Origin of the sequence: Sporosarcina sp. E16_8, from assembly GCF_017347095.1 — a bacterium.
Classification (GTDB): Bacteria; Bacillota; Bacilli; order Bacillales_A; family Planococcaceae; genus Sporosarcina.
The window spans coordinates 158,586-179,579 of the sequence record NZ_JADPRZ010000004.1; the positions used below are offsets into that span (position 1 = coordinate 158,586).

Consider the following 20,994-nt stretch of genomic DNA (forward strand, 5'->3'; position numbering starts at 1 on the left):
ACATTTACTCAGAGTGGTTTGTAAACAAATTAAATAAACCCAGTGCATCAAGGAAGACAATAATAATTGCAATAGGGGCTAGATACTTTAACAAATAGAACCAAACAGTAAAGAAAATGTTGCCGATTTTCGAACCCTGCTTCATCTCATCAAATAAATCTGTTTTAGATATCTTCAATGGTATGAAAATAGAAATTAATAATGCGCCAAGTGGTAGCAATACATTACTTACTGCAAAATCGACTAAATCAAATACCGTTTTATCGAAAAACTTCACATCAGCCATTACTCCATATGATAAACAAGATGGGATCCCAACAATGAAAATCGCCATTCCAATTATCCAAGTGAATTTTTTCCGTTTTGAAGGATCATTTTTCGTCATCGTTGCAACGATAATTTCAATCATTGAGAATGCGGAGGTTAAAGCCGCGAATAAGAATAAAAGCAAGAATGCAATGAAGAAGAACATACCAAAGGGCATTTGATTGAATACAGCTGGTAATACTGAAAAGATTAATGTCGGTCCTGCGTCTGGTTCAAGCCCAAATGAAAACACGCCTGGGAAAATCGCTAGCCCAGCTAACAGAACGATGACAATATTCATAGCAATGATCGACATCGCTGAGCCCGGTAGATTTTGCGTTTTAGGAAGATAAGAAGCGTACGTAACCATGACGGAAGCTCCTAATGTCAATGTAAAAAACGCTTGTCCCAGGGCGAATAAAATTGTTTCGGATGTCAACTTAGTAAAATCAGGTACGAGTAGAAACTTCACACCCTCCATTGCCCCATCCAAGCTAAGGGAGCGGATGACGATGATGACAAATAAAATAAAGAGGGCGGGCATCATAATCTTACTTGCCTTCTCAATTCCCTTTTGAACGCCTTGGGCTACAACCACAATTGTCAGCACCAAAAAGAGTAATTGACCGGTTAGGGTAGAGTACGGGTTCGAAATAATTTCTCCAAATAGTGGACCGAACTGATCTTGCGAAAGTCCTGCGAGGCCCCCGGTCATAGCTTTAACTAAGTAGAGAATAATCCATCCTCCAACAACACTGTAAAATGACAAAACGAGAAAACTCGTAACAACACCAATAACCCCTGTTATATGCCACCCTGAGTTAGGCGCAAACTTTTTGTAGGTAGTAATAGCGTCACTTTGGCTTTTTCGCCCGAGAATGAATTCTCCAATTAGTAGAGGGAATCCGAGTAGTAGCGTGAATAACAAGAAGATAAGTAAGAAGGCACCACCACCGCCTGTTCCGGCTACATAAGGGAACTTCCATATTGCACCGAGCCCGATTGCCGAACCGGCAGCTGCTAACACAAATCCTATTTTCGATTTCCAATGTTCTTGTTGAGGCATATGGTCAATCCTTTCGATGTAATGAATATGTGCTTATTACTAAAATAAAGGGTAGTTGTATAATGGTAGCGTATTTCACGGGGACTGTCACTAAAACAACAAATTTCCGAGCATTGAATGTATACGTCCTAAAGAACAAAAAAAGCTTCCCACATAGAAAACATAATGTGGGAAGCTTTTCGCCATCAATTGAATAGATTTATGGTTGTAATAATAATTGGTATTGCAAACACGTCGATGAGGAACGCACCGACGATCGGAACGACTAGGAATGCTTTTGTCGAAGGACCGAACCTTTCCGTGACAGCTGCCATATTAGCCATTGCATTAGGAGTAGCACCGAGACCATGTCCTGTAAAACCGGCTACCATGATAGCCGCGTCATAGTCTTTCCCAAGCAGACGGAACAAGACGAAAATACCGAAAAGTACGATGAAGACAACTTGGACAAAGACGATAACAAGTAGTGGAAGTGCCAAATCCGCAACTTCCCACAATTTGATGCTCATTAGTGCCATTGACAGGAAGATTCCTAATGTAACGTCGCTGATTAAGCCAATGCTCTTCATGTCGATTACTTTTGGATTAATTTTGTCGACGATATTCCGAACAAGAACAGCAACGAACATTGCGCCTACATAGCCTGGTAGAACAAATCCTGTTGCAGTTGAAAACAATTCACCCAAATACGTGCCAAGCGCCATACAAAGTGTGATGAGGAAAATTTGCGTGAAAAATGAATCTGTTTGAATTGGCTTTTCATTCTCAGTAATAGGGTTACCAATCCCATTCTCCGTTTCAGAAGGCTTAAGATTGTGTTTTGTAATAAGATATTTAACGGTAGGACCACCAATAAGACCGCCGGCAACAAGTCCAAATGTAGCCGCTGCAACTCCGATTGAAAGAGCTGAATTAATACCTATATCTTCAAGTGTTTGGCCGAATGCAGTAGCGGCTCCGTGTCCGCCTTCCATTGAAACTGCCCCAGCCATCATTCCGATAAGTGGGTGCAAGTCGAACAAATAAGCCATGGAGACTCCGATAGTGTTTTGTGCAAGCGCTAAAAATCCACAAGCCAGCCAGTAGATGACAAGAACCTTCCCGCCAAGTTTAATAAGTTTAAAGCTTGCTCCTAAACCGATTGTCGTAAAGAATGTAAGCATGAATAAACTTTGTAGGGATGTATCAAGTGTAATTTCTAGCCATCCAAGAGATTTGAGAATGGTCGCTAAAGTGGCGAATAATAATCCACCAACAACGGGGGCAGGTATACAGAACTTTCGTAAAAAACCAACCTTTTTAATTAAAACCATTCCGAAGGTTAGTAATGCGATGGCAAGGAAAATCGTGGAGACTTGATTAAGAACTAGCGTCATGAATTTTCCCTCCTAAAAATGTTGTAATGGCCTCATTTATTAAGTATGCTCCAAGTTTTACTGTACGATTATTTTCATCCAAAAGAGGATTTACTTCCGAAATATCAAACGACAGCGTTTTTTCGTGTGAGGTGACTGTTCGAATAATGGAACGTACAACGGAAGGATCTAGTCCAAATGGCGAAGGGGCACTGACACCTGGCGCGAAGGCGGCATTGAGTACATCGGTGCATAAGGTAAGAAAAACAAAGTCATGTTGGTTGATAAATTGTTCAAGAGCTACCGTCAATTTGTCCATATTTCCGATATGCATATTCTCTTCGTATTCATATTTGACGCCGAGCCTATCGGCTGTCTCAAATAGTTCCTGCGTGTTACCGTATCGCTGAATTCCGACGACGAAGTAGCTGCTCTGTTCATCATGCTCAAGTATTTGTTTGAACATCGTGCCGGACGACGGTTGTTCGTCGTATGAGCGTAAGTCGAAGTGGGCATCTATGTTAATAATCCCAAGAGAAGCGTCTTCTCCGATTGATTTTCGGATTCCAAGATAATGACCGTAAGCGGTTTCATGACCGCCACCAAGAATGATTGGTGTCATTTTTTTCTCTAGTGCTTTTGCAATTGTGTCGCCCAGTTGTTGTTGGGCTTTTTCTAGGTCAGTACCCATGTACTGAATATTTCCGACATCGACAAGCCGCTTACTTACCGGGAATTTCCATGGCAGTTTGGCTAGTTCACTACGCAATGCATCTGGTGCTTGTGCTGCGCCAAGTTGTCCTTTGTTGCGGCGGACGCCTTCCTCGCTTTCAAAACCGATAATTGCACATGTATCGGGTGATGAAGGTAAATCTTCTAACTCGATAACTTCAACTACTTGGTGGTACCGGAAACTCGTTCTATTTTCAATATGATCCGTACGTCCCGACCATATATGAGTATCTACTCTTGTAAGCAATTGCTTCACCCTTTCTGAACTTTCAGTTACAACTTCACTAATTTATTATAAAGCACCTGATTTATAATTTCTAATATATAATTACTATATATTTATAGCCTTAAACTATAGGCTAGGGGGGAGTGACAATCAGTATGGACCTAAAACAGTTAAACTATTTCGTTTCAGTCGTTGATCATATGAGTTTTTCAAAAGCGGCGGAGAAGCTACATATCTCTCAACCGTCATTAAGCAACGCCATAAAAAACTTGGAGAGGGAATTGGGGTTTCAAATTATTGAACGTAACACGAGAAATAGTAGGCTAACGGAAGCGGGAGAGGTTTTATACGATAGAGCGATTCATCTTTTATCAGAAATGTCGATTGTGAAAAAGGAAATGGAAGAGGTAAGGCTCATTGGAAAAGGGGAACTCCAAATCGGCATGATAGAGTCGGTGAAGTATTGGATACCGAAAGTGATTTTACGATACAACGAAAGTTTTTCCGAGATGAATATTCGATTGACGGAAGTATTAGGTGGTGACGATGTAAAGAATTCGTTGAGGAAGTATGAAACACATGCCATCATCACGAACCAGCAAATTAAAGAAGAGGATATAGAAGCCGTCCCGTTGTACAAGGAAAAACTTGTACTGGTCGTTCATGAAAGTCACCTAATGGCGGGAAGGGAATCAATAACGCTTAAAGAATTGGAGAATGAGCAATTCATCATTAGTACCGAGGGGTTTCAGACAAGGGAAGACATCTTACATGCTTTTGCATTGGACAATACGGCGCCTACAATTAAATATGAAATTGAGCGTTTCGAAACGGCACTAAGTTTAGTCAGTGAAAATTTAGGCATTGCACTTATTCCCGAAAATTACTTACAAGGGCCACATGACTTTTCAATCGTCAGTAAAGTAATCGATTCTTCTGCGCTGGAGAGAACCGTGTATTTGACGTACATGAAAGATCGGTATGTGTCGCCTTCAATAAAAGCGTTTATAACGGAAGTTGAGAACTTTTTTATATACAAGGATACGTCTGTTGTTTAACCATTTATTTTCATAAAAGAATGGTGAGAAGGGAGCGATGACCTTCGTTTTCACTTGAATATTTTCGGCCCGCTTGCGGCTAACTATTCATGATAGATTTACTGAGGGGACTAGTGTGGCTAGAAGTGACTCCGTCACTCTAGCCACAACATTTCAGTAATACTGTTGCAAATAGTTGCCTGTCGCGTTCCTACGATGTTCAAGTGAAAAATGCAGTTGTTTTTGAAAAAAAGAGTAGATAACTTTCTATAGAGAGGGTAAGTGCCCGAAGATGCAATTTCGGGCACTCTTGCACGTTTTATAATGTGCTTCTTGCTTACTTTTAGTAAAGAGTATGCATCTAATCACGTGAAGACTATTAGAGAGTGGCACTTCTTTAATAAAAAGTGAGAAAACCTTATAGAAATTTTCAGCTGCCAAAATTGCATCTTTGGCGGCTTTTCTCCAGGTTAGAAGCCCTCTATTCTTTCGTCCCAAAAGGCTCAAGCACTACATGTATGTATGAATTTGGAGCGCGACGGATGAAGGTTCACCATGTGATTACCGAAAAAATGTGTGGGGGTGCGACAAAGTCGCACCCCCACACATCCAGCCATCTCGGTAATCGTATAGAAGTCATTCAATCCAAAGCAAATAAAGTCATCTATACACGTAGTGCCCAGTGTTCGGTAGTGAAATTAACTAGTTATTTCCCACCTAACATATTGAACAAACCACCTGCAATACTACCTTCATCACGTGAACCTCCACCAGGTGTTTGCGGTGCAGCTGCAAAGACACGGCTAGCGAGTCTAGAAAATGGAAGTGATTGAATCCAAACAGTTCCAGGTCCCTTCAATGTCGCGAAAAAGAGCCCTTCGCCGCCAAATAATGCTGTTTTTACGCCTTTCACCATTTCGATGTTGTAATTTACGTTGTGCGTCATCGCCACGAGACATCCCGTGTCAACACGTAATATTTCTCCCGGTCGTAGCCTTTTTTCGATAATCGTGCCTCCAGCGTGGATGAACGTCATGCCATCGCCCTCGAGTTTCTGCATGATAAACCCTTCACCACCGAAAAAGCCGGTACCCAGTTTACGTTGAAATTCGATTCCAACAGACACGCCTTTTGCGGCAGCAAGAAAGGCATCTTTTTGGCAGATAATTTTGCCGTTATGCTCACTTAAATCCATCGGGATGATTTTACCAGGGTAAGGAGATGCGAAAGAGACATGCTTTTTGCCTGCCCCCGTATTCGTGAATGTTGTCATGAATAAACTTTCCCCAGTCAACATTCGTTTTCCGGCGCCCATCAGTTTGCCCATAATTCCCCCGCCTGAAGAGCCGGACCCGTCACCGAAGATTGTTTCCATTTCGATACCGTCTTCCATCATCATCAGAGCCCCTGCTTCCGCTACTACCGTCTCTTTAGGATCAAGCTCGACTTCTACAAACTGCATATCATCGCCATGTATTTTGTAATCGATTTCGTGATTGTTCATCTTGTTACGTTCCTCCCTTAGAAAAAATAGTCTACTACCCAATCATACGAAATAGAGTGGAGAAAGTTTCAACAAGTATAAAGAAAAACTGTAACTAATCGAGTGTGTCGACATAACGCCAAACTTTGTAAGCCAGCTCTTGAGCTTCAGGTTCATTGGAGAATCCTTTGAAAGTCTCCCGGAACGAGCGGACGATGGACTCGAGTACGAATATTCGTGGACACTCAGAGCGAAGTTCTTCCAATAGGAATTGAATATATTGTTTGCCAGCGGGAAGAGCATCATCCACGAGCGAATCCGAAAATCCTGCAAGACGTTCGAGCAATTGTTCCTTTGTTTCTGTTTGATCTTCTACATCCCCGCTTAATTTGGAAAATACATCTTCAGTGAAAAATGCATCTTTTGTGCTAATCATACCCGGCATGATGGAATCGATTCTACGTAGTAAGAAAGTGACGAGTTTCAAGGAGTCCATTTCCTCTTTGGAAACGGCTGACCAAGCATGAAGTATTTGCTGCATCATTCCGAATAGCATAACGGCGCAATCAGCAGCATAGGGCACTGCATCTTTGCCATAGACGTCCACCAGTCTTCTTGTTAGCCAAGAAAACTCGGCTAAAAGCATGTTCTTGATGAAACCACGCAAGTCGCTATCTCCCGAATGGAAGACAGCCTCAAAAATGGGCAACAAATTATGTTCGCGATTCAAGTGCATACGTATTAAAATTTGCTCAACCAAAATGTTCTTATCGGACAAGTTTTGTCCGATAAGCAATTCATGCCTTCTCACAGTCGTTTCATCATGTGCATGTTCGAGTATCGCTTTGAGACATTCGTTCTTGGATGAAAAGTAATTATAGAATGTTCCTTTCGAAATGTTGGACTCGTCTAATATGTCTTGAACAGACGTGGTGGAGAACCCTTTATCTATAAAAAGTCGTTGTGCTGTCAATAAAACCTGGCGTTTACGATCGTTCATATAATCACCTTTATTCTGTATTTTGTTGGTCTTTTCTTGAAGTGGGAAATTCAATTTGTACTAGTGGTACATTTATATGTTATCCCTAAAATGTTGTTATATCAATGAAATAAAGTTTATTTATATGAAAGCGTTTTCGTAGGTTGCATGTTTTGGACTATCGGTATAATATATTGAACATGATGTACTAAGGGTACAAATTCTATACGTTACGTATTAAATAGGAGGAAGTAATATGGATATTGAAAAAATGCAAGAAAAACCGCCCTATGGCATGATAGCCATCCTGTTTATAGGTGCATTTGTGGCTTTATTAAATAATACATTGTTGAACGTTGCATTGCCGACAATTATGGTTGAGTTCGATATAAAACCATCAGTTGTCCAATGGCTGACGACTGGATATATGCTTATTAACGGTATTTTAATCCCGGCAAGTGCATTCTTCATTCAAAAATTCACAAATAGGAGATTGTTCTTAACGGCTATGGTGCTGTTTACTCTAGGGACACTTCTTGCAATGCTTGCACCATCATTTGGTGTACTTGTTGCTGCTCGGATGGTTCAAGCGTGTGGATCTGCCATGATGATGCCGCTCCTTATGAACGTTATGCTGACGGCATTTCCAATTGAGCGCAGGGGAACTGCAATGGGGATATTTGGTCTTGTAATGATTACAGCGCCAGCGATAGGTCCAACTTTGTCAGGTTGGGTAATCGAGCATTATACATGGCGTACACTTTTTGGTATCGTTTTACCGTTTTCAATTTTGACGCTCATTTACGCCTTCTTTAAATTGCGTAACATTACACCGAATCGTGACATGAAATTAGATGTATTTTCGCTAGTTTTGTCTAGTGTTGGTTTTGGCGGACTCCTTTACGGATTCAGTTCGGCGGGAGATCCGGATAAAGGTTGGGATTCGCCACTTGTCTATGGAACAATCATTATTGGTACGATTGCACTAGTAACGTTCATCGTGCGTCAATTGCGTATGGATGACCCAATGTTGGATTTCAAGATTTATAAACATCCAATGTTCGCCTTATCGTCTGCCATCTCAATCGTACTATCGATTGCAATGTTTTCCGGCATGATTCTTACGCCCCTTTATGTCCAGACAATACGGGGAATTTCACCGTTCCATTCAGGATTACTTATGCTTCCAGGTGCGATTGTCATGGGGCTTATGTCGCCGATTACAGGTCGCTTATTCGATAAGTACGGTGCAAGGATTTTGGCGATCATCGGGCTTACAATCACTGTCATTTCGACATTCTATTTAAGTAGACTAGGCATGGAGTCCGGCTATTATTACATCATGTGGATTTATACGATTCGCATGTTTGGGATTTCGATGGTGATGATGCCAGTTATGACGAACGGATTGAATCAGTTGCCGATGATCTCGAATCCGCACGGTACGGCAATGAACAATACGTTGCAGCAAGTGTCCGGTGCAATTGGGTCCGCGATACTGTTAACGATTATGACGAAGCGGATGGAATCAACCGGCGCGGAGTTATTTGCAGAAGTCCAGGTATCAGGGAATGCTCCGTCGACCGCTGAGGGGCTTGCAAAGTTAAAGGAACAACTGGAAGCACAAGCGATGCTTGACGGAATTAGTTTTTCGTTTTTCATCTCGACAATTGTTGCGATTGTTGCCTTGGCACTGTCTCTCTTCATGAAACGTGTAGCTCTACCAACTAATGACAAATCATTTACTAAGTCCGAGGAAATTGAAAAATTAGCAAAAGATTAAAGAATGCTCTGCATGGGTATATATATATACCACTGCGGAGTTTTTTTGTTTCTGTTACTATTGAGTGTGAGGTAAATATTAATAACGTATAATTGTAAGGACGTGGGAAAATGGTAGGACGAAACGATCCGTGTCCATGTGGGAGCGGAAAGAAATATAAAAAGTGTTGTGCAGAGAAAAATGAATCACCTTTAGAGACACTTATTGATGAGGAACTTGAGCGTATCGTCTTTGGTGCATATGAACAAGCTACAGCCCCAGCGGATATTTCAGAGTTCGAAAGCCATAGAAGACACTGGAAAAGTAAACTTGATAAACTGATGGCACCGGATGACGTAGAAGAGGCTGTAAGTGAATATTTCTTATTCGTTGCGCGGCGTGATTTGTGGAAGCGTCATCTTCTCAGAGTGTTGAATAGCCCGATAAGAGGTACAGTTCGATCCGTATTGGAATTATGGAAAGAGCCTATTGTTTTGTTTGCTAAAGTGAAAGAGGAGAAGGAAGGATATGTTGTTGTCCAAGAAATACTTGGCGAGCGCATGTTCAAACTGGAAAAGAAAGAAGGAATGCTACTGGAAGAGCATTCATTCGTATTCGGTATTGTTTTGCCGGATAATCGGGACCAGAACAATGATATCTACGTAATCTCTTCACTTATGTTTATTAATGATTGGAATGGTTCACTCGAAAAACAAATAGTTGAACTTGCGGAGTCAAGCGGGTTCGATAAGAGTCTTGCGTTCTATAATGAGCATATGACAGACGTCTACGAAATTTTGCTTGCCAGGGATTCACGAACAGTGAATGAACTAATAGAGCATGATTTTACACCAGTTCAGCAAGAAGTAATCGAGAGCCTTGATGAAGTACTTGAGTTAAGAAATACGCCTAAAGAAGCACGTGAATTACTGAGAAATATTGTCGTAACGTATTTCTTGAAAGAGCGCCCCAATTTCCGTAAACCTGGTGTTATCGCCGCTGCAGTATTTTTTGTAGCAGTTGATTTGGAGATTATAAAAGATGAAGAATTGACGAATGCTGAAATTGCTAAGTTGTTCGTTGTATCGGCGAGTTCGATGATGAAACATGCAGATAATATCCGTGAATTTGTCATTGAAATGTACGAACGAAGCCGCCAGCAAGTAGAGGAATAACTCTGTAGATGGAATGAGTAGCGATTGAGATGAATAGGATAGAAATGGATTAACCCTGGACGGGAATGAAATCGTCCGGGGTTTTCATTTTCGGTAAAATTAAAGGGATATGATAGGGAATGTCGAATTAATAGATGTAAGCGTTTTCAAAATGGTGTGTTAGAGAAAGGGGCATGTTGCAATGCGACTGAACAATTATATCGGGGGTTCCTGGCAGGAAGCTGGTGGGGCAGATTATACGGCAGTCTTGAATCCAGCAAATGGTATGGAACTGGCACAAGTAAGATTATCGACTAAAGAAGATGTGAGTCTTGCGGTAAAGTCGGCGAAAGAGGCTCAGAAAAAATGGGCACTCGTTCCCGCACCGAAACGTGCAGACTTTTTATATGAAATTGGACGGCTCATGAAAGAGAAGAAAGAGCATTTATCGCAAGTATTGACGAAAGAAATGGGGAAAGTCATCGAAGAGGCACGCGGTGAAGTGCAGGAAGGCATTGATATGGCACTCTACATGGCGGGAGAAGGACGCCGCATGTTCGGGGAGACAGTACCTTCGGAGCTTCAAGACAAGTTCGCAATGAGTGTCCGTGCGCCAATCGGAGTTGTCGGGCTCATTACGCCATGGAATTTCCCAGTGGCGATTGCGACATGGAAATCGTTCCCAGCAATTGTTGCGGGCAATACATTCATCTGGAAACCAGCAACGGAAACACCTATGATGGCGTACGAAATGGCACTTATATTTGAAGAAGCAGGGCTCCCTGAGGGTGTTGCGAATATTGTTTTCGGGTCGGGAGCAGAAGTTGGAACAGCGATGATTGAACACCCCGATGTTCGCGTTATTTCATTCACAGGGTCGACTGAAACGGGTCGTCATGTTGCGGAAACAGGTGGACGCCATTTGAAAAAAGTATCGCTTGAAATGGGTGGTAAAAATGCGGTCATCGTTATGGATGACGCGGATATCGAACTGGCAGTGGAAGGGATCCTTTGGAGTGCATTCGGAACAGCGGGTCAGCGTTGTACAGCATGTAGCCGCGTCATCGTGCATACAGATGTAAAGGAAGAGCTCGAGCGAAAACTTGTGGAAGCGATGAAAGTGTTATCGATTGGCGATGGACTGGATGAATCAGTGAAAATCGGTCCGGTCATCAATAAAAAAGCGCTCGATAAAATTCACGGCTATGTCGGAATTGGCAAGGATGAAGGCGCGAAACTTCTTGCGGGTGGAAATATATTGACGGATGGAAAACTTGCGGATGGCCATTATTACGAACCAACTTTATTCACAGATGTGAAATGGGATAGCCGCCTTGCACAAGAAGAAATTTTTGGGCCTGTCGTTTCGCTCATTGAAGTTTCAAGTTTAGATGAAGCGATTGAGGTCAATAACAGTGTGAAGTTTGGACTTTCAAGTTCAATTTTCTCGCGTGATGTCAATAAAGTGTTTCGGGCACAACGTGATCTTGATACAGGTATTGTCTACGTGAATGCTGGAACGACAGGTGCCGAAATCCATCTGCCATTTGGCGGAACAAAAGGGACGGGCAACGGGCACCGTGATTCTGGTGTTGCAGCACTTGATGTATTCACTGAATGGAAGAGTATTTATATAGACTTCAGCGGGAAATTGCAACGAGCGCAGATTGACACGGACTAATACCTAACGTAAGGGGATGGGGAAATGAAGGTTGTCATACTTGGAGCAGGTTTAATGGGGAAAGAGGCGGCACGCGATCTAGTGAAAAGTGATGACGTTGAAAGAGTTTATTTGGCAGATCTGAACGTCAAGCAGGCGGAAGACTTTGCGGAGGAACTCATGTCCGACAAGCTGAATGTCCTATTACTGGATGCGAAAAATGATCAGCGATTAAGCGAAGTGATGGCACTAGGGGATGTGGTTATCAATGCGCTATTCTATACGTTTAATGAAAAGGTTGCTCGAATCGCAGTAGATATCGGTGTTCATTCCATTGATCTTGGCGGTCATATCGGCGGTGCAACGGATGCGGTGCTCGGTCTGGCGGACGAGGCGATTGCGAAAGGTGTGACAATCATTCCAGATCTAGGGGTAGCTCCTGGAATGATTAATATTCTTACTGGTTATGGAGCAGGTAAACTCGATAAAGTTAGTTCCATCAAGTTATTTGTTGGGGGAATTCCGGTGAAACCGGAGCCGCCGCTTAATTATAATGTCGTCTTTTCATTGGAAGGCGTGTTTGATCATTACACTGATCCTTCTCACGTTATTCGAAATGGGCAACTGTTGGAAGTACCATCATTGTCTGAAATCGAAACGATTCATTTTGATAAATTCGGTGAGCTTGAGGCGTTTCATACGTCAGGCGGCACGTCGACATTGACGACATCGTTCCCGAATGTGGAAACACTTGAATACAAAACGATTCGTTACAAAGGGCATGCGGAGAAGTTCCAACTACTTGTCGATTTAGGCTTGCTATCACGGGACAATGAAGTGACTGTTGACGGTCATAAAGTGAAAGTCCGCGACGTCATGAGGGAGCATCTGTCACCGCAACTTCGCCTTGGTAAGAAATCGGATGCAGTGTTGCTACGCGTTATTGTCAGCGGTGAAAAAAGCGGTATGCCCGTAACGTACGAGTACGATCTAATTACGGAAAAGGATACGGCGGTAAATGAGACTGCAATGGCGCGTGCTACGGCAAACACGATTTCCATTGTGGCGCAAATGATTGGCGATGGCACCATTACGAAACGTGGCGTTCATCCACCTGAAAATATCGTGCCTGGTGAATTGTATATTGAAGAGATGAAAAAGCGCGGTGTTGTAATCGAAGAAAGCATCGAGTCGAACGAGGCGCGTGTCTAATGAGAAAAGCGGAAGACGCCGCACAGCTCCGACAGGCATAAGTAAATAAAAGAAGGCAGTCTAAGATCGCGACTTCCTGTCGCAACGACTGCATACCTGCATCCTTGCAGGCATGGCTCACTTTTCCACATAGTTGGATTACTTATGACCCGAGGAGTTGGAGCCTGTAGCTAGACACTAAGAAAAGCGGAAGGCGCCGTTTAGACGCGACAGGCATAAGACGGACCAACGGCGCGGCGAACTTCCGCATAGTTGAGCTGACTTATGACCCGAGCGGCTGGTGCCTGTAGCTAGACACTAAGAAAAGCGGAAGTCGCCGTTTAGACGCGACAGGCATAAGACGGACCAACGGCGCGGCGAACTTCCGCATAGTTGAGCTGACTATCAAGGAACCCTGCCTAAGTGCGCCGCGTCCTGCGGCAACAAGGAGGGATGCAGTTCAATCCCTCCTCGCTGCGTAACTCACATCCTGTGAGCCTCCGAGCGGCTGGTGCCTAGAGCTAGACACTGTTCCAAGTTGAAAACGTATAATTTCTGATCTGATTAACGGCAAAGTATTTTGTGAAAGGAGATGGAAAAGTGGACTTCGGATTTACGGAAGAACAGAAAATGTTGAGGAAAACGGCACGCCAGTTCGTCGATGCAGAAATTATGCCTCATATCCAGAAATGGGATGCACAAGGTGGATTCGATCAGGCGATTTGGAAGAAGCTTGCGGATCTTGGCTTCATGGGCGTGTGTATACCGGAGCAATATGGTGGCAGTAGCATGGATTACAATTCGCTCGCGATATTGTGTGAAGAATTGGAGCGTGGGGATACAGCGTTCCGGACAGCAGTATCGGTCCATATTGGCTTGAACTCTATGAGCCTACTGCAGTGGGGTAATGAAGAACAGAAGGAAAAGTACCTTGTGCCGCAAGCGAAGGGCGAAAAAATAGGTGCATTCGGATTGACAGAACCGGGTGCAGGTTCCGATGTTGCTGCAATGTCGACAACTGCCGTGCGTGACGGAGAAGACTATGTATTAAACGGTCAAAAAACGTGGATTTCCCTTTGTGATATTGCGGATCATTTCCTTGTTTTCGCGTATACGGATAAAGCGAAGAAACACCATGGTATTAGCGCGTTCATCGTCGAACGGAAGACGCCAGGTTTTTCATCGAAAGCGATCAAAGGAAAGTATGGCATTCGTGCAGGCAATACAGGCGAACTGTTTTTCGAAGATATGCGTATCCCAGCTGCGAATTTATTAGGTGAAGAAGGCGACGGATTTAAAATCGCCATGGCGTCACTTGATAATGGGCGCTTCACTGTCGCTGCGGGGGCGGTTGGCTTAATCATGGGCTGTCTCGAAGAAAGTGTGAAGTATTGCCATGCGCGGGAAACGTTTGGTAAGGAAATAGGTAGACACCAACTCGTTCAGCAAATGATTGCTAACATGGAAGCGGGCTATCAGATGAGTCGTCTACTTGTCTATCGAGCTGGTGAAATGAAAAATAAAGGATTGCGTAATACGCGCGAGACATCGCTTGCGAAATGGCAGGCATGCGATTTTGCCAATAAAGCAGCGGATGATGCATTCCAAATTCACGGCGCATACGGCTATTCGGATGAATACCCAGTCGCTCGATTCCTGCGTAATTCAAAGGCGCCTGTTATTTATGAAGGAACTCGTGAAATCCATACGATTATGCAGGCAGAATATGTGCTTGGTTACCGGGAAGATAAGAAATTGAGTAATAGGCTACCTGAGTGGCCGTTTGAGTGAATTTACAGTCCTGAAGGGATAGGCCTATCAGGATTTTTTCTTGGTTAGTGATAAGCGATAGAGGGATACAACTACCATATAGTACAGTAAAACGTTGAGAAAGTACCTACTATGGGGTGAAGATATGGAAAGTTTGAAACGGTTGCTAGGCTTTCTTAATAGCCTAGAGGACAAGAAAATAGATTATAAACTAAATAAAATTAGAAATGAAGCGATTATGGTGGAGATAGCCGTCCCTGGTCAATTGTGGGAGGTTGAGTTTATGGATGATGGTACGATAGAGATTGAAAAGTTCATAAATGATGGGGGTTTTTATGATGGTGAAGAATTGAAAACGTTATTTGAAAAATTTAGCGATTAAAAAATAGACCACTTGAACTCCTTTGAAACATTCGAGTTGAACGTATGAATAGGCTTTTTGAATTGCTGAAAGGGGAGATATAGATGGGGAAATATACGATTAATGAATTCGTCAAACAGACTAAGCAGGATGAGAGGGTAAGTGAATACTTTGAATTGGAAACACCGCGAATTCTAGAAGTGAATTTAACTGACTTTGTTTGGGCGAAGATGGGCTCTATGATCTCATATACGGGTCAGATTAAATTTGAGCGGGAAAAAGTGCTTGAGCATGGTGTAGGCATGATGTTTAAAAAAGCGCTTACGGGTGAAGGTACTTCACTGATGAAAGCAACAGGAAATGGTCGGCTTTATTTAGCGGACCAAGGGAAAAAGATAACCATTTTTGATTTGAATAATGAATCGATTACGGTGAATGGCAATGATCTTCTTGCGTTTGAACCAAGTATTGAATGGGATATTAAGTTGATGAAGAAAGTGGCTGGAATGATGTCAGGTGGACTGTTCAATGTCACGTTGAGAGGTAAAGGGAAGGTTGCGATTACTACCCATTTTGAGCCGCTAACGCTACTTGTCCACCCTGGAGAATCCGTCATTACAGACCCGAATGCAACAGTCGCCTGGTCTGGCCATTTAACACCGGAGTTTCGAACAGATATTAGCATTAGGACCTTCTTTGGTCGTGGTAGTGGAGAATCGATTCAAATGGAGTTTAGTGGTGAAGGTTTTGTTATCATTCAACCGTTTGAAGAAGTTTATATGACTGGAAATGGATCCTCTTAAATACCGAGCTTATCCTGTTGAATTCAAAGATAGGGTGTAAGCATAACTAACAGATATAGATTCGTGATACCCTCCAAATAGAAATGATTTTTTATTTGGAGCACTCTTTTTGAAATAGAATCCTAATTTTAGGTGGTAAGTCTTGAAACAATCGCATCGGTGGTTGTTTATAACTCGCAGGAAGGCCAAACATATTCCCTTTTTTTACAACCTTATTTACACTAGCCGCATAGTTTGTGATAAACTACTCCTTAAAAAAACAATTCACCATAAAAAAGGAGTGTTTCCCTTTGAAGATTGAACCTTCGTTAAAAATGTCCATTTTTGCACCTGCCATTTTCGGAGATTTAAAAGTAGCAGCCGAAGTGAAAAAAGCGACGGGCGCTGAAGTCTATGATTTAAGTCTCGGCAGTCCGGATCTTCCCCCTGACGAAAAAGTGAGGCGTGTGTTATCAGAACAGAGCGCTCTAGCGAATACATACGGTTATACACTTGGCGGCACAAGACAGTTTAACGAAGCTGTCGCGAATTATTATGAACGACGTTCCGGTGTTACGCTCAATCCTGAAACGGAAATAATTCAAACAATGGGTTCTCAAGAAGGACTTGTCCATCTGCCGCTCGCTTTTTGCAATGAAGGAGACTTTGTGTTGACAACGAATCCTGCATACGTTGCATATGAAGCGGGTATTAAGCTTGCGGGTGCAGTTCCTTATGAGATGCCATTGCTGGCGAAAAATGGATTTTTACCAGACTTGGATGTGATTCCTGAAGAGGTTGCAAAAAACGCTAAATTACTTATTTTGAATTTACCGGGAAATCCGGTACCAGCGATGCCGAACCCAGTATTTTTTGAAAAGGTAGTAGCCTTCGCCAAGAAATATAATGTCATCGTGCTCCATGACGCGGCCTATTCCGAATACTATTTCACAGGTGATTCTCCAATCAGTTTCCTATCGACACCTGGTGCAATGGAAGTCGGGATGGAGATTAATTCATTATCCAAAAGTTTTAGCCTAGCAGGTGCCCGCATCGCTTATGTTGCTGGTAATGCCGAGGTAGTTCACATTTTAAGGCAGCTTAAATCGAATTTGGATTATGGAACGTTCGGTCCTATTCAGGACGCGGCTGTCATCGCACTCGATAATGCGGAAGAGATTACGGATCGTCTGCGGGTAGAGTTTTCTGCGCGCCATAGTGTGTTAATGAAAGGTATGGAAGAGATTGGGTGGTCGGCCACTCCTTCAAGCGGCGGCATGTTTGTATGGGCAAAATATCCGTATGACATGGATGATAAGGAATTTGTGTTTAAAGTAATCGAGCAATGCGGTGTTGTCATGGTTCCGGGTAGTATCTTTGGTTCTGAAGGTTCCGGGTTCGTCCGGTTGGCGCTCGTTCAGAAAGTGGAGGTACTGCAAAAAGCCGTCGACCGATTGCGGGATTTAGTAATTACTAGATGAAGTAAATTAGAGTTACGAAAATAGAATTAGAAAGAAAAAAAAGAGCGTTCTTTAAATAGATACGCTCTTTTTGGGGTGATAAAACACGTTTTTATTAAAGAGAAGTATAATTCATTGTTGAGGTGGAGATGTTGTTTATTGGTTTAGTTAAACGGTTTTATCAACATTGTAAATACCGAACTTAATAAATTTAATATCGGTATTGATAATGTTGATTATTTACGATACGATGTATACAAATGAGAGGAGGGAACTAAATTTAATTATGGCCTATCAAGTTATTAGTCACTGTCCTGTTTGTAGTGAAACACTAAAAATTACGAAGTTACATTGCTCTCACTGTCACACAACCATCGAAAATGAATTCGAATTATCCAAATTGGCATCCCTGTCGAATGATCAACTTCGCTTCGTTGAAGTTTTTCTAATGTGTAGGGGAAACATTAAAGAAGTTGAAAAAGAACTGGGGATTTCCTATCCTACGGTTCGTGGCAAATTAAATGAAGTTGTTAGCTCCCTAGGATTTGAAACGAAGAAGAAAAACGTGGTAGATGAGAAAAAGGTAGTTGAAATGTTGGAAAGTGGAGAAATTTCTGCGGAAGAAGCCATCAGGTTATTAAAAGACGAATAGGAGGAACCAGCTTTGAGTATAGAAATTGAAAAAATAATAACGATGGTACAAGAGGGGAAAGTTGATGCAACAAAAGCATCAGAATTGATCCAAGTATTGAAAGATCGGGAATCGGGGAGTAATCTTTCTTCCAAATCACCTGTATATGCTGATAAAATGCTGAAAATCCGTATTGTATCTGCGGAAAACGATAATGTTTCAGTCAATGTGCCGATTAAGCTTGTGAAAGTCGTTTTGTTAGCTGGACATAACATCGCTGCTAGTATCCCGCAATCGGAAAAGTATGTAAAAGATATCGACATCGGCTTACTTATAGAGGCGATTGAGAATGAATTGGACGGTCAAATTGTAGATATTAAATCTGCGAATGGCGATACAATTTCAGTCGCGATTGAATAGGGTGACAGTATGCTAAACGTCAAGGTGAAAGCGGGAGCAGTACGGCTCTCCATTCCAGTTCCTTATGTGCTTCTCAACATAGGTATTGCTATAGTTTCTTCAGAACTCATCAATCGACTTGTTAATAAGTGGGTGAAGAAATCGATGAAGGAAAAAGAAATGTCATTTACAATACCGCTCTTTAATAAAAAGGAGCTCAAGGGAATTATCAAAGAATTGAAAGGGCATAAAAAACTGGAGTTAGTAAATGTCAAAGCACAGGATGGCACGGAAGTTATTATTAAGTTATAAGTTGCTTGATAAGCTAAATGTACTGTCCAACTGATAAGTGAAGTTGAAACGCCTCTGTTGTCCACAAGTACGAGTTATTCAAGTAATCTATATACCTTTAGACCACTGTCTAATTCCTTAAGTTCTGTCTAACCCGAGAACTTGAATGGTCTTCTCAGCGGTCTTTTTATCGTGGAAATTAACCGTAAGATTTATATATTTCGGGCAACAAAACGAAGTTTGTTGATATTGGGTTTACATACATCTACTATGATAAGCTTATCAAATAAAGATTCAGCGGAATGGAGTTAAAAACTATGGATAAGAAAAAAGTCGGCTTGAAGCCGTTTTTCTCTCTCATTTTATCAACAGGAATCCCAAAACTAGCTTTAGCAGTTGGTTTGACAGCAGGTGTGTTGACAACACTTGCAGGTTTGGTTGTCCCTTTGCTAACGAAAAATTTAGTGGATGGGTTTTCAGTTGCCTCACTTAGCGTCCCGATAATGATTGCTATTGGGGTAGCGTTTATTGTTCAAGCAGTAATTGATGGGGTATCCATTTATTTACTGAGTTATGTAGGACAAAAAGTAGTTGCGAGATTACGCGAACGCATGTGGACAAAGCTAATACGTTTGCCTGTCAGTCACTTTGACAAGGAATCTAGCGGTGAAACGGTGAGCCGTGTCATCAATGATACGGGAATCGTGAAAGAATTGATTACACAACATTTCCCGCAGTTCATTACGGGCATCATTTCGATTATAGGTGCGGTGACGATTCTGCTTATCATGGATTGGAAAATGACACTTATCATGTTGATTGCGGTTCCGATTACAGTGGGAATCATGATTCCACTTGGCACCAAAATGGCGAAGATTTCGCGTGGACTACAAGATGAAACAGCTATATTCACAGGCAATATTCAACAAACACTAGGCGAGATCCGCTTGATGAAAGCTTCTAATGCCGAACAGAATGAAGAGGCGAGTGGAAAAGCTGGAATTGGAAAATTACTTGGTTTTGGCTTGAAAGAAGCTCGTATAACTGCACTGATTGCTCCCTTTATGTATCTAGTTGTTATGGTGGTCATCGTGATGATCATCGGATATGGCGGTATGCGTGTTGCGAACGGCACAATGTCGACGGGTTCACTTGTTGCATTCCTACTGTATCTATTCCAAATTATTTTTCCAATTACATCATTTGCAATGTTCTTCACACAATTGCAGAAAGCGAAAGGCGCAACAGAGCGTATTATCGATATTTTAGAATTGCCATTGGAAGAAGGACAAGATGGCTTGGTGATGGATATTGCGAACAAACCAATTCAAGTTGTGGACGTGTCGTTTGCTTATGAAGACGATGAACCGGTAATCGGCAACGTGAGCTTTGAGGCCCAGCCTGGTGAAATGATAGCATTCGCCGGACCGAGTGGTGGTGGGAAAACGACTATGTTCGGATTACTTGAGCGTTTTTACGAACCGACAGCCGGTGAAATTCAAATCGGCGGCACACGAATAAAAGAGTTGTCGATGGCGTCGTGGCGCAGTCAGATCGGTTACGTTTCACAAGAGAGTGCCATGATGGCAGGGACAATACGTGAAAACTTATGTTACGGATTAGAAAATGGGGAAAGTATTCCGGATCAAAGGCTTTGGGAAGTTGCTGAAATGGCGTATGCCGACGAATTTGTTAAAACATTTTCGAAAGGCTTGGACACCGAAGTTGGAGAACGAGGTGTAAAACTTTCTGGAGGGCAAAGGCAGCGTATCGCCATCGCTCGTGCTTTTTTACGAGATCCAAAAATATTGATGATGGACGAAGCAACCGCAAGCCTAGATAGCCAATCGGAAGGCGTCGTTCAAGATGCGCTGACACGATTGATGGAAGGGCGCACAACGTTCGTCATTGCCCACAGATTATCCACAATTGTCGATGCAGATAAAATCATTTTCATTGAAAATGGGCAGGTTACAGGTAGTGGAACGCATAAAGAATTGATACAATCACATGCGTTGTATCGTGAATTTGCCGAACAGCAATTGGCGTAGGGGAAAAAACCCCTTATGCCGCTAATAAACAAGGTGTTGTCCACAAGTCAAAACGTTAACGACTAATCGGACAACACCCTTTTTTGTTAGGGTTATTATGTGGGAATTGTCTAGGTGACTGACGCATGGATTTGTGTTATACTATTCTTACTATTAGTGAGCGGAGGTGAGGAATGATGTTAGACACGGTGTATGCACGTGAAGTTTTATTGGAATACTTAGCCACTTCATGTGCGATTACTCATGAAATTGCAGTCAACGGGACTAGTCTGTCCTTTTGTAGACAATTTCAGTAATC

General features: G+C 42.4%; 19 protein-coding genes. 14 read left to right on the plus strand and 5 right to left on the minus strand.

The window, feature by feature from the left end; all coding sequences use genetic code 11:
* Positions 1-4: 4 nt before the first annotated feature.
* The 3 genes from I2484_RS05655 to hutG form a co-directional block, all read right to left on the minus strand.
* Entirely contained in the window at positions 5-1,372 is a 1,368-nt protein-coding gene (locus tag I2484_RS05655; protein ID WP_207150056.1) for a sodium-dependent transporter, read from the minus strand.
* Positions 1,373-1,557: 185 nt separating this feature from the next.
* Positions 1,558-2,748, minus strand: a complete 1,191-nt coding sequence (gene gltS / locus I2484_RS05660; RefSeq protein WP_207150057.1) for a sodium/glutamate symporter — start codon at positions 2,746-2,748, stop codon at positions 1,558-1,560.
* Entirely contained in the window at positions 2,732-3,706 is a 975-nt protein-coding gene (gene hutG, locus I2484_RS05665; protein ID WP_218627927.1) for a formimidoylglutamase, read from the minus strand. The genes gltS and hutG overlap by 17 nt, the downstream gene beginning before the upstream one ends.
* Positions 3,707-3,840: 134 nt before the next feature.
* On the opposite strand from hutG, the gene I2484_RS05670 reads away from it, so the two are divergent.
* Positions 3,841-4,743, plus strand: coding sequence for a LysR family transcriptional regulator (locus I2484_RS05670; protein WP_207150059.1), 903 nt, complete (start codon positions 3,841-3,843; stop codon positions 4,741-4,743).
* 685 nt (positions 4,744-5,428) lie between these two features.
* Here the strand turns inward: I2484_RS05670 and I2484_RS05675 are convergent.
* Positions 5,429-6,226: a TIGR00266 family protein gene (locus I2484_RS05675; protein ID WP_207150060.1), complete on the minus strand. Its 798-nt coding sequence runs from the start codon at positions 6,224-6,226 to the stop codon at positions 5,429-5,431.
* Between the two features lie 94 nt (positions 6,227-6,320).
* A complete protein-coding gene (locus tag I2484_RS05680; protein WP_207150061.1) occupies positions 6,321-7,205 on the minus strand; it encodes a TetR/AcrR family transcriptional regulator in 885 nt (294 codons plus the stop codon).
* A gap of 235 nt (positions 7,206-7,440) precedes the next feature.
* On the opposite strand from I2484_RS05680, the gene I2484_RS05685 reads away from it, so the two are divergent.
* The 13 genes from I2484_RS05685 (at position 7,441) to I2484_RS21805 (ending at position 20,992) form a co-directional block, all read left to right on the plus strand.
* Entirely contained in the window at positions 7,441-8,967 is a 1,527-nt protein-coding gene (locus I2484_RS05685; protein ID WP_207150062.1) for a DHA2 family efflux MFS transporter permease subunit, read from the plus strand.
* Positions 8,968-9,077: 110 nt separating this feature from the next.
* Positions 9,078-10,121, plus strand: coding sequence for an SEC-C metal-binding domain-containing protein (locus tag I2484_RS05690; protein WP_207150063.1), 1,044 nt, complete (start codon positions 9,078-9,080; stop codon positions 10,119-10,121).
* Between the two features lie 181 nt (positions 10,122-10,302).
* Positions 10,303-11,781 carry an aldehyde dehydrogenase family protein gene (locus tag I2484_RS05695; RefSeq protein WP_207150064.1) on the plus strand — a complete coding sequence of 493 codons (1,479 nt, stop codon included), beginning with the start codon at positions 10,303-10,305 and terminating at the stop codon, positions 11,779-11,781.
* 24 nt (positions 11,782-11,805) lie between these two features.
* A complete protein-coding gene (locus I2484_RS05700; protein WP_207150065.1) occupies positions 11,806-12,972 on the plus strand; it encodes a saccharopine dehydrogenase family protein in 1,167 nt (388 codons plus the stop codon).
* Between the two features lie 579 nt (positions 12,973-13,551).
* A complete protein-coding gene (locus tag I2484_RS05705) occupies positions 13,552-14,742 on the plus strand; it encodes an acyl-CoA dehydrogenase family protein (protein WP_207150066.1) in 1,191 nt (396 codons plus the stop codon).
* Positions 14,743-14,866: 124 nt separating this feature from the next.
* Positions 14,867-15,103, plus strand: coding sequence for a hypothetical protein (locus tag I2484_RS05710; RefSeq protein WP_207150067.1), 237 nt, complete (start codon positions 14,867-14,869; stop codon positions 15,101-15,103).
* Between the two features lie 83 nt (positions 15,104-15,186).
* Positions 15,187-15,885, plus strand: a complete 699-nt coding sequence (locus I2484_RS05715; RefSeq protein WP_207150068.1) for an AIM24 family protein — start codon at positions 15,187-15,189, stop codon at positions 15,883-15,885.
* A 290-nt stretch (positions 15,886-16,175) separates the two neighbouring features.
* A complete protein-coding gene (locus I2484_RS05720; protein ID WP_207150069.1) occupies positions 16,176-17,345 on the plus strand; it encodes an aminotransferase class I/II-fold pyridoxal phosphate-dependent enzyme in 1,170 nt (389 codons plus the stop codon).
* Between the two features lie 265 nt (positions 17,346-17,610).
* Positions 17,611-17,976: a DUF2089 domain-containing protein gene (locus I2484_RS05725; RefSeq protein WP_207150070.1), complete on the plus strand. Its 366-nt coding sequence runs from the start codon at positions 17,611-17,613 to the stop codon at positions 17,974-17,976.
* A gap of 12 nt (positions 17,977-17,988) precedes the next feature.
* Positions 17,989-18,375, plus strand: a complete 387-nt coding sequence (locus I2484_RS05730) for a hypothetical protein (RefSeq protein WP_207150071.1) — start codon at positions 17,989-17,991, stop codon at positions 18,373-18,375.
* A 9-nt stretch (positions 18,376-18,384) separates the two neighbouring features.
* The gene (locus I2484_RS05735; RefSeq protein WP_207150072.1) at positions 18,385-18,666 is read left to right on the plus strand and encodes a hypothetical protein; all 282 of its coding nucleotides are present in this window, start codon (positions 18,385-18,387) and stop codon (positions 18,664-18,666) included.
* Between the two features lie 296 nt (positions 18,667-18,962).
* On the plus strand, positions 18,963-20,696 hold the full coding sequence (locus I2484_RS05740) for an ABC transporter ATP-binding protein (RefSeq protein ID WP_207150073.1): 1,734 nt from the start codon (positions 18,963-18,965) through the stop codon (positions 20,694-20,696).
* A gap of 176 nt (positions 20,697-20,872) precedes the next feature.
* Positions 20,873-20,992, plus strand: coding sequence for an RAxF-45 family protein (locus I2484_RS21805; protein WP_346014159.1), 120 nt, complete (start codon positions 20,873-20,875; stop codon positions 20,990-20,992).
* Positions 20,993-20,994 lie beyond the last annotated feature (2 nt).

Bases quoted from the DNA above. Each gene is read 5' to 3' on its own strand.
- I2484_RS05715 (WP_207150068.1), top strand. From the start codon at position 15,187: ATGGGGAAATATACGATTAATGAATTCGTCAAACAGACTAAGCAGGAT.
- I2484_RS05740 (WP_207150073.1), top strand. From the start codon at position 18,963: ATGGATAAGAAAAAAGTCGGCTTGAAGCCGTTTTTCTCTCTCATTTTA.
- I2484_RS05690 (WP_207150063.1), top strand. From the start codon at position 9,078: ATGGTAGGACGAAACGATCCGTGTCCATGTGGGAGCGGAAAGAAATAT.
- I2484_RS21805 (WP_346014159.1), top strand. From the start codon at position 20,873: ATGTTAGACACGGTGTATGCACGTGAAGTTTTATTGGAATACTTAGCC.
- I2484_RS05680 (WP_207150061.1), bottom strand. From the start codon at position 7,205: ATGAACGATCGTAAACGCCAGGTTTTATTGACAGCACAACGACTTTTT.
- I2484_RS05700 (WP_207150065.1), top strand. From the start codon at position 11,806: ATGAAGGTTGTCATACTTGGAGCAGGTTTAATGGGGAAAGAGGCGGCA.
- I2484_RS05735 (WP_207150072.1), top strand. From the start codon at position 18,385: ATGCTAAACGTCAAGGTGAAAGCGGGAGCAGTACGGCTCTCCATTCCA.
- I2484_RS05655 (WP_207150056.1), bottom strand. From the start codon at position 1,372: ATGCCTCAACAAGAACATTGGAAATCGAAAATAGGATTTGTGTTAGCA.
- gltS (WP_207150057.1), bottom strand. From the start codon at position 2,748: ATGACGCTAGTTCTTAATCAAGTCTCCACGATTTTCCTTGCCATCGCA.
- I2484_RS05685 (WP_207150062.1), top strand. From the start codon at position 7,441: ATGGATATTGAAAAAATGCAAGAAAAACCGCCCTATGGCATGATAGCC.
- I2484_RS05710 (WP_207150067.1), top strand. From the start codon at position 14,867: ATGGAAAGTTTGAAACGGTTGCTAGGCTTTCTTAATAGCCTAGAGGAC.
- I2484_RS05670 (WP_207150059.1), top strand. From the start codon at position 3,841: ATGGACCTAAAACAGTTAAACTATTTCGTTTCAGTCGTTGATCATATG.
- I2484_RS05695 (WP_207150064.1), top strand. From the start codon at position 10,303: ATGCGACTGAACAATTATATCGGGGGTTCCTGGCAGGAAGCTGGTGGG.
- I2484_RS05725 (WP_207150070.1), top strand. From the start codon at position 17,611: ATGGCCTATCAAGTTATTAGTCACTGTCCTGTTTGTAGTGAAACACTA.
- I2484_RS05675 (WP_207150060.1), bottom strand. From the start codon at position 6,226: ATGAACAATCACGAAATCGATTACAAAATACATGGCGATGATATGCAG.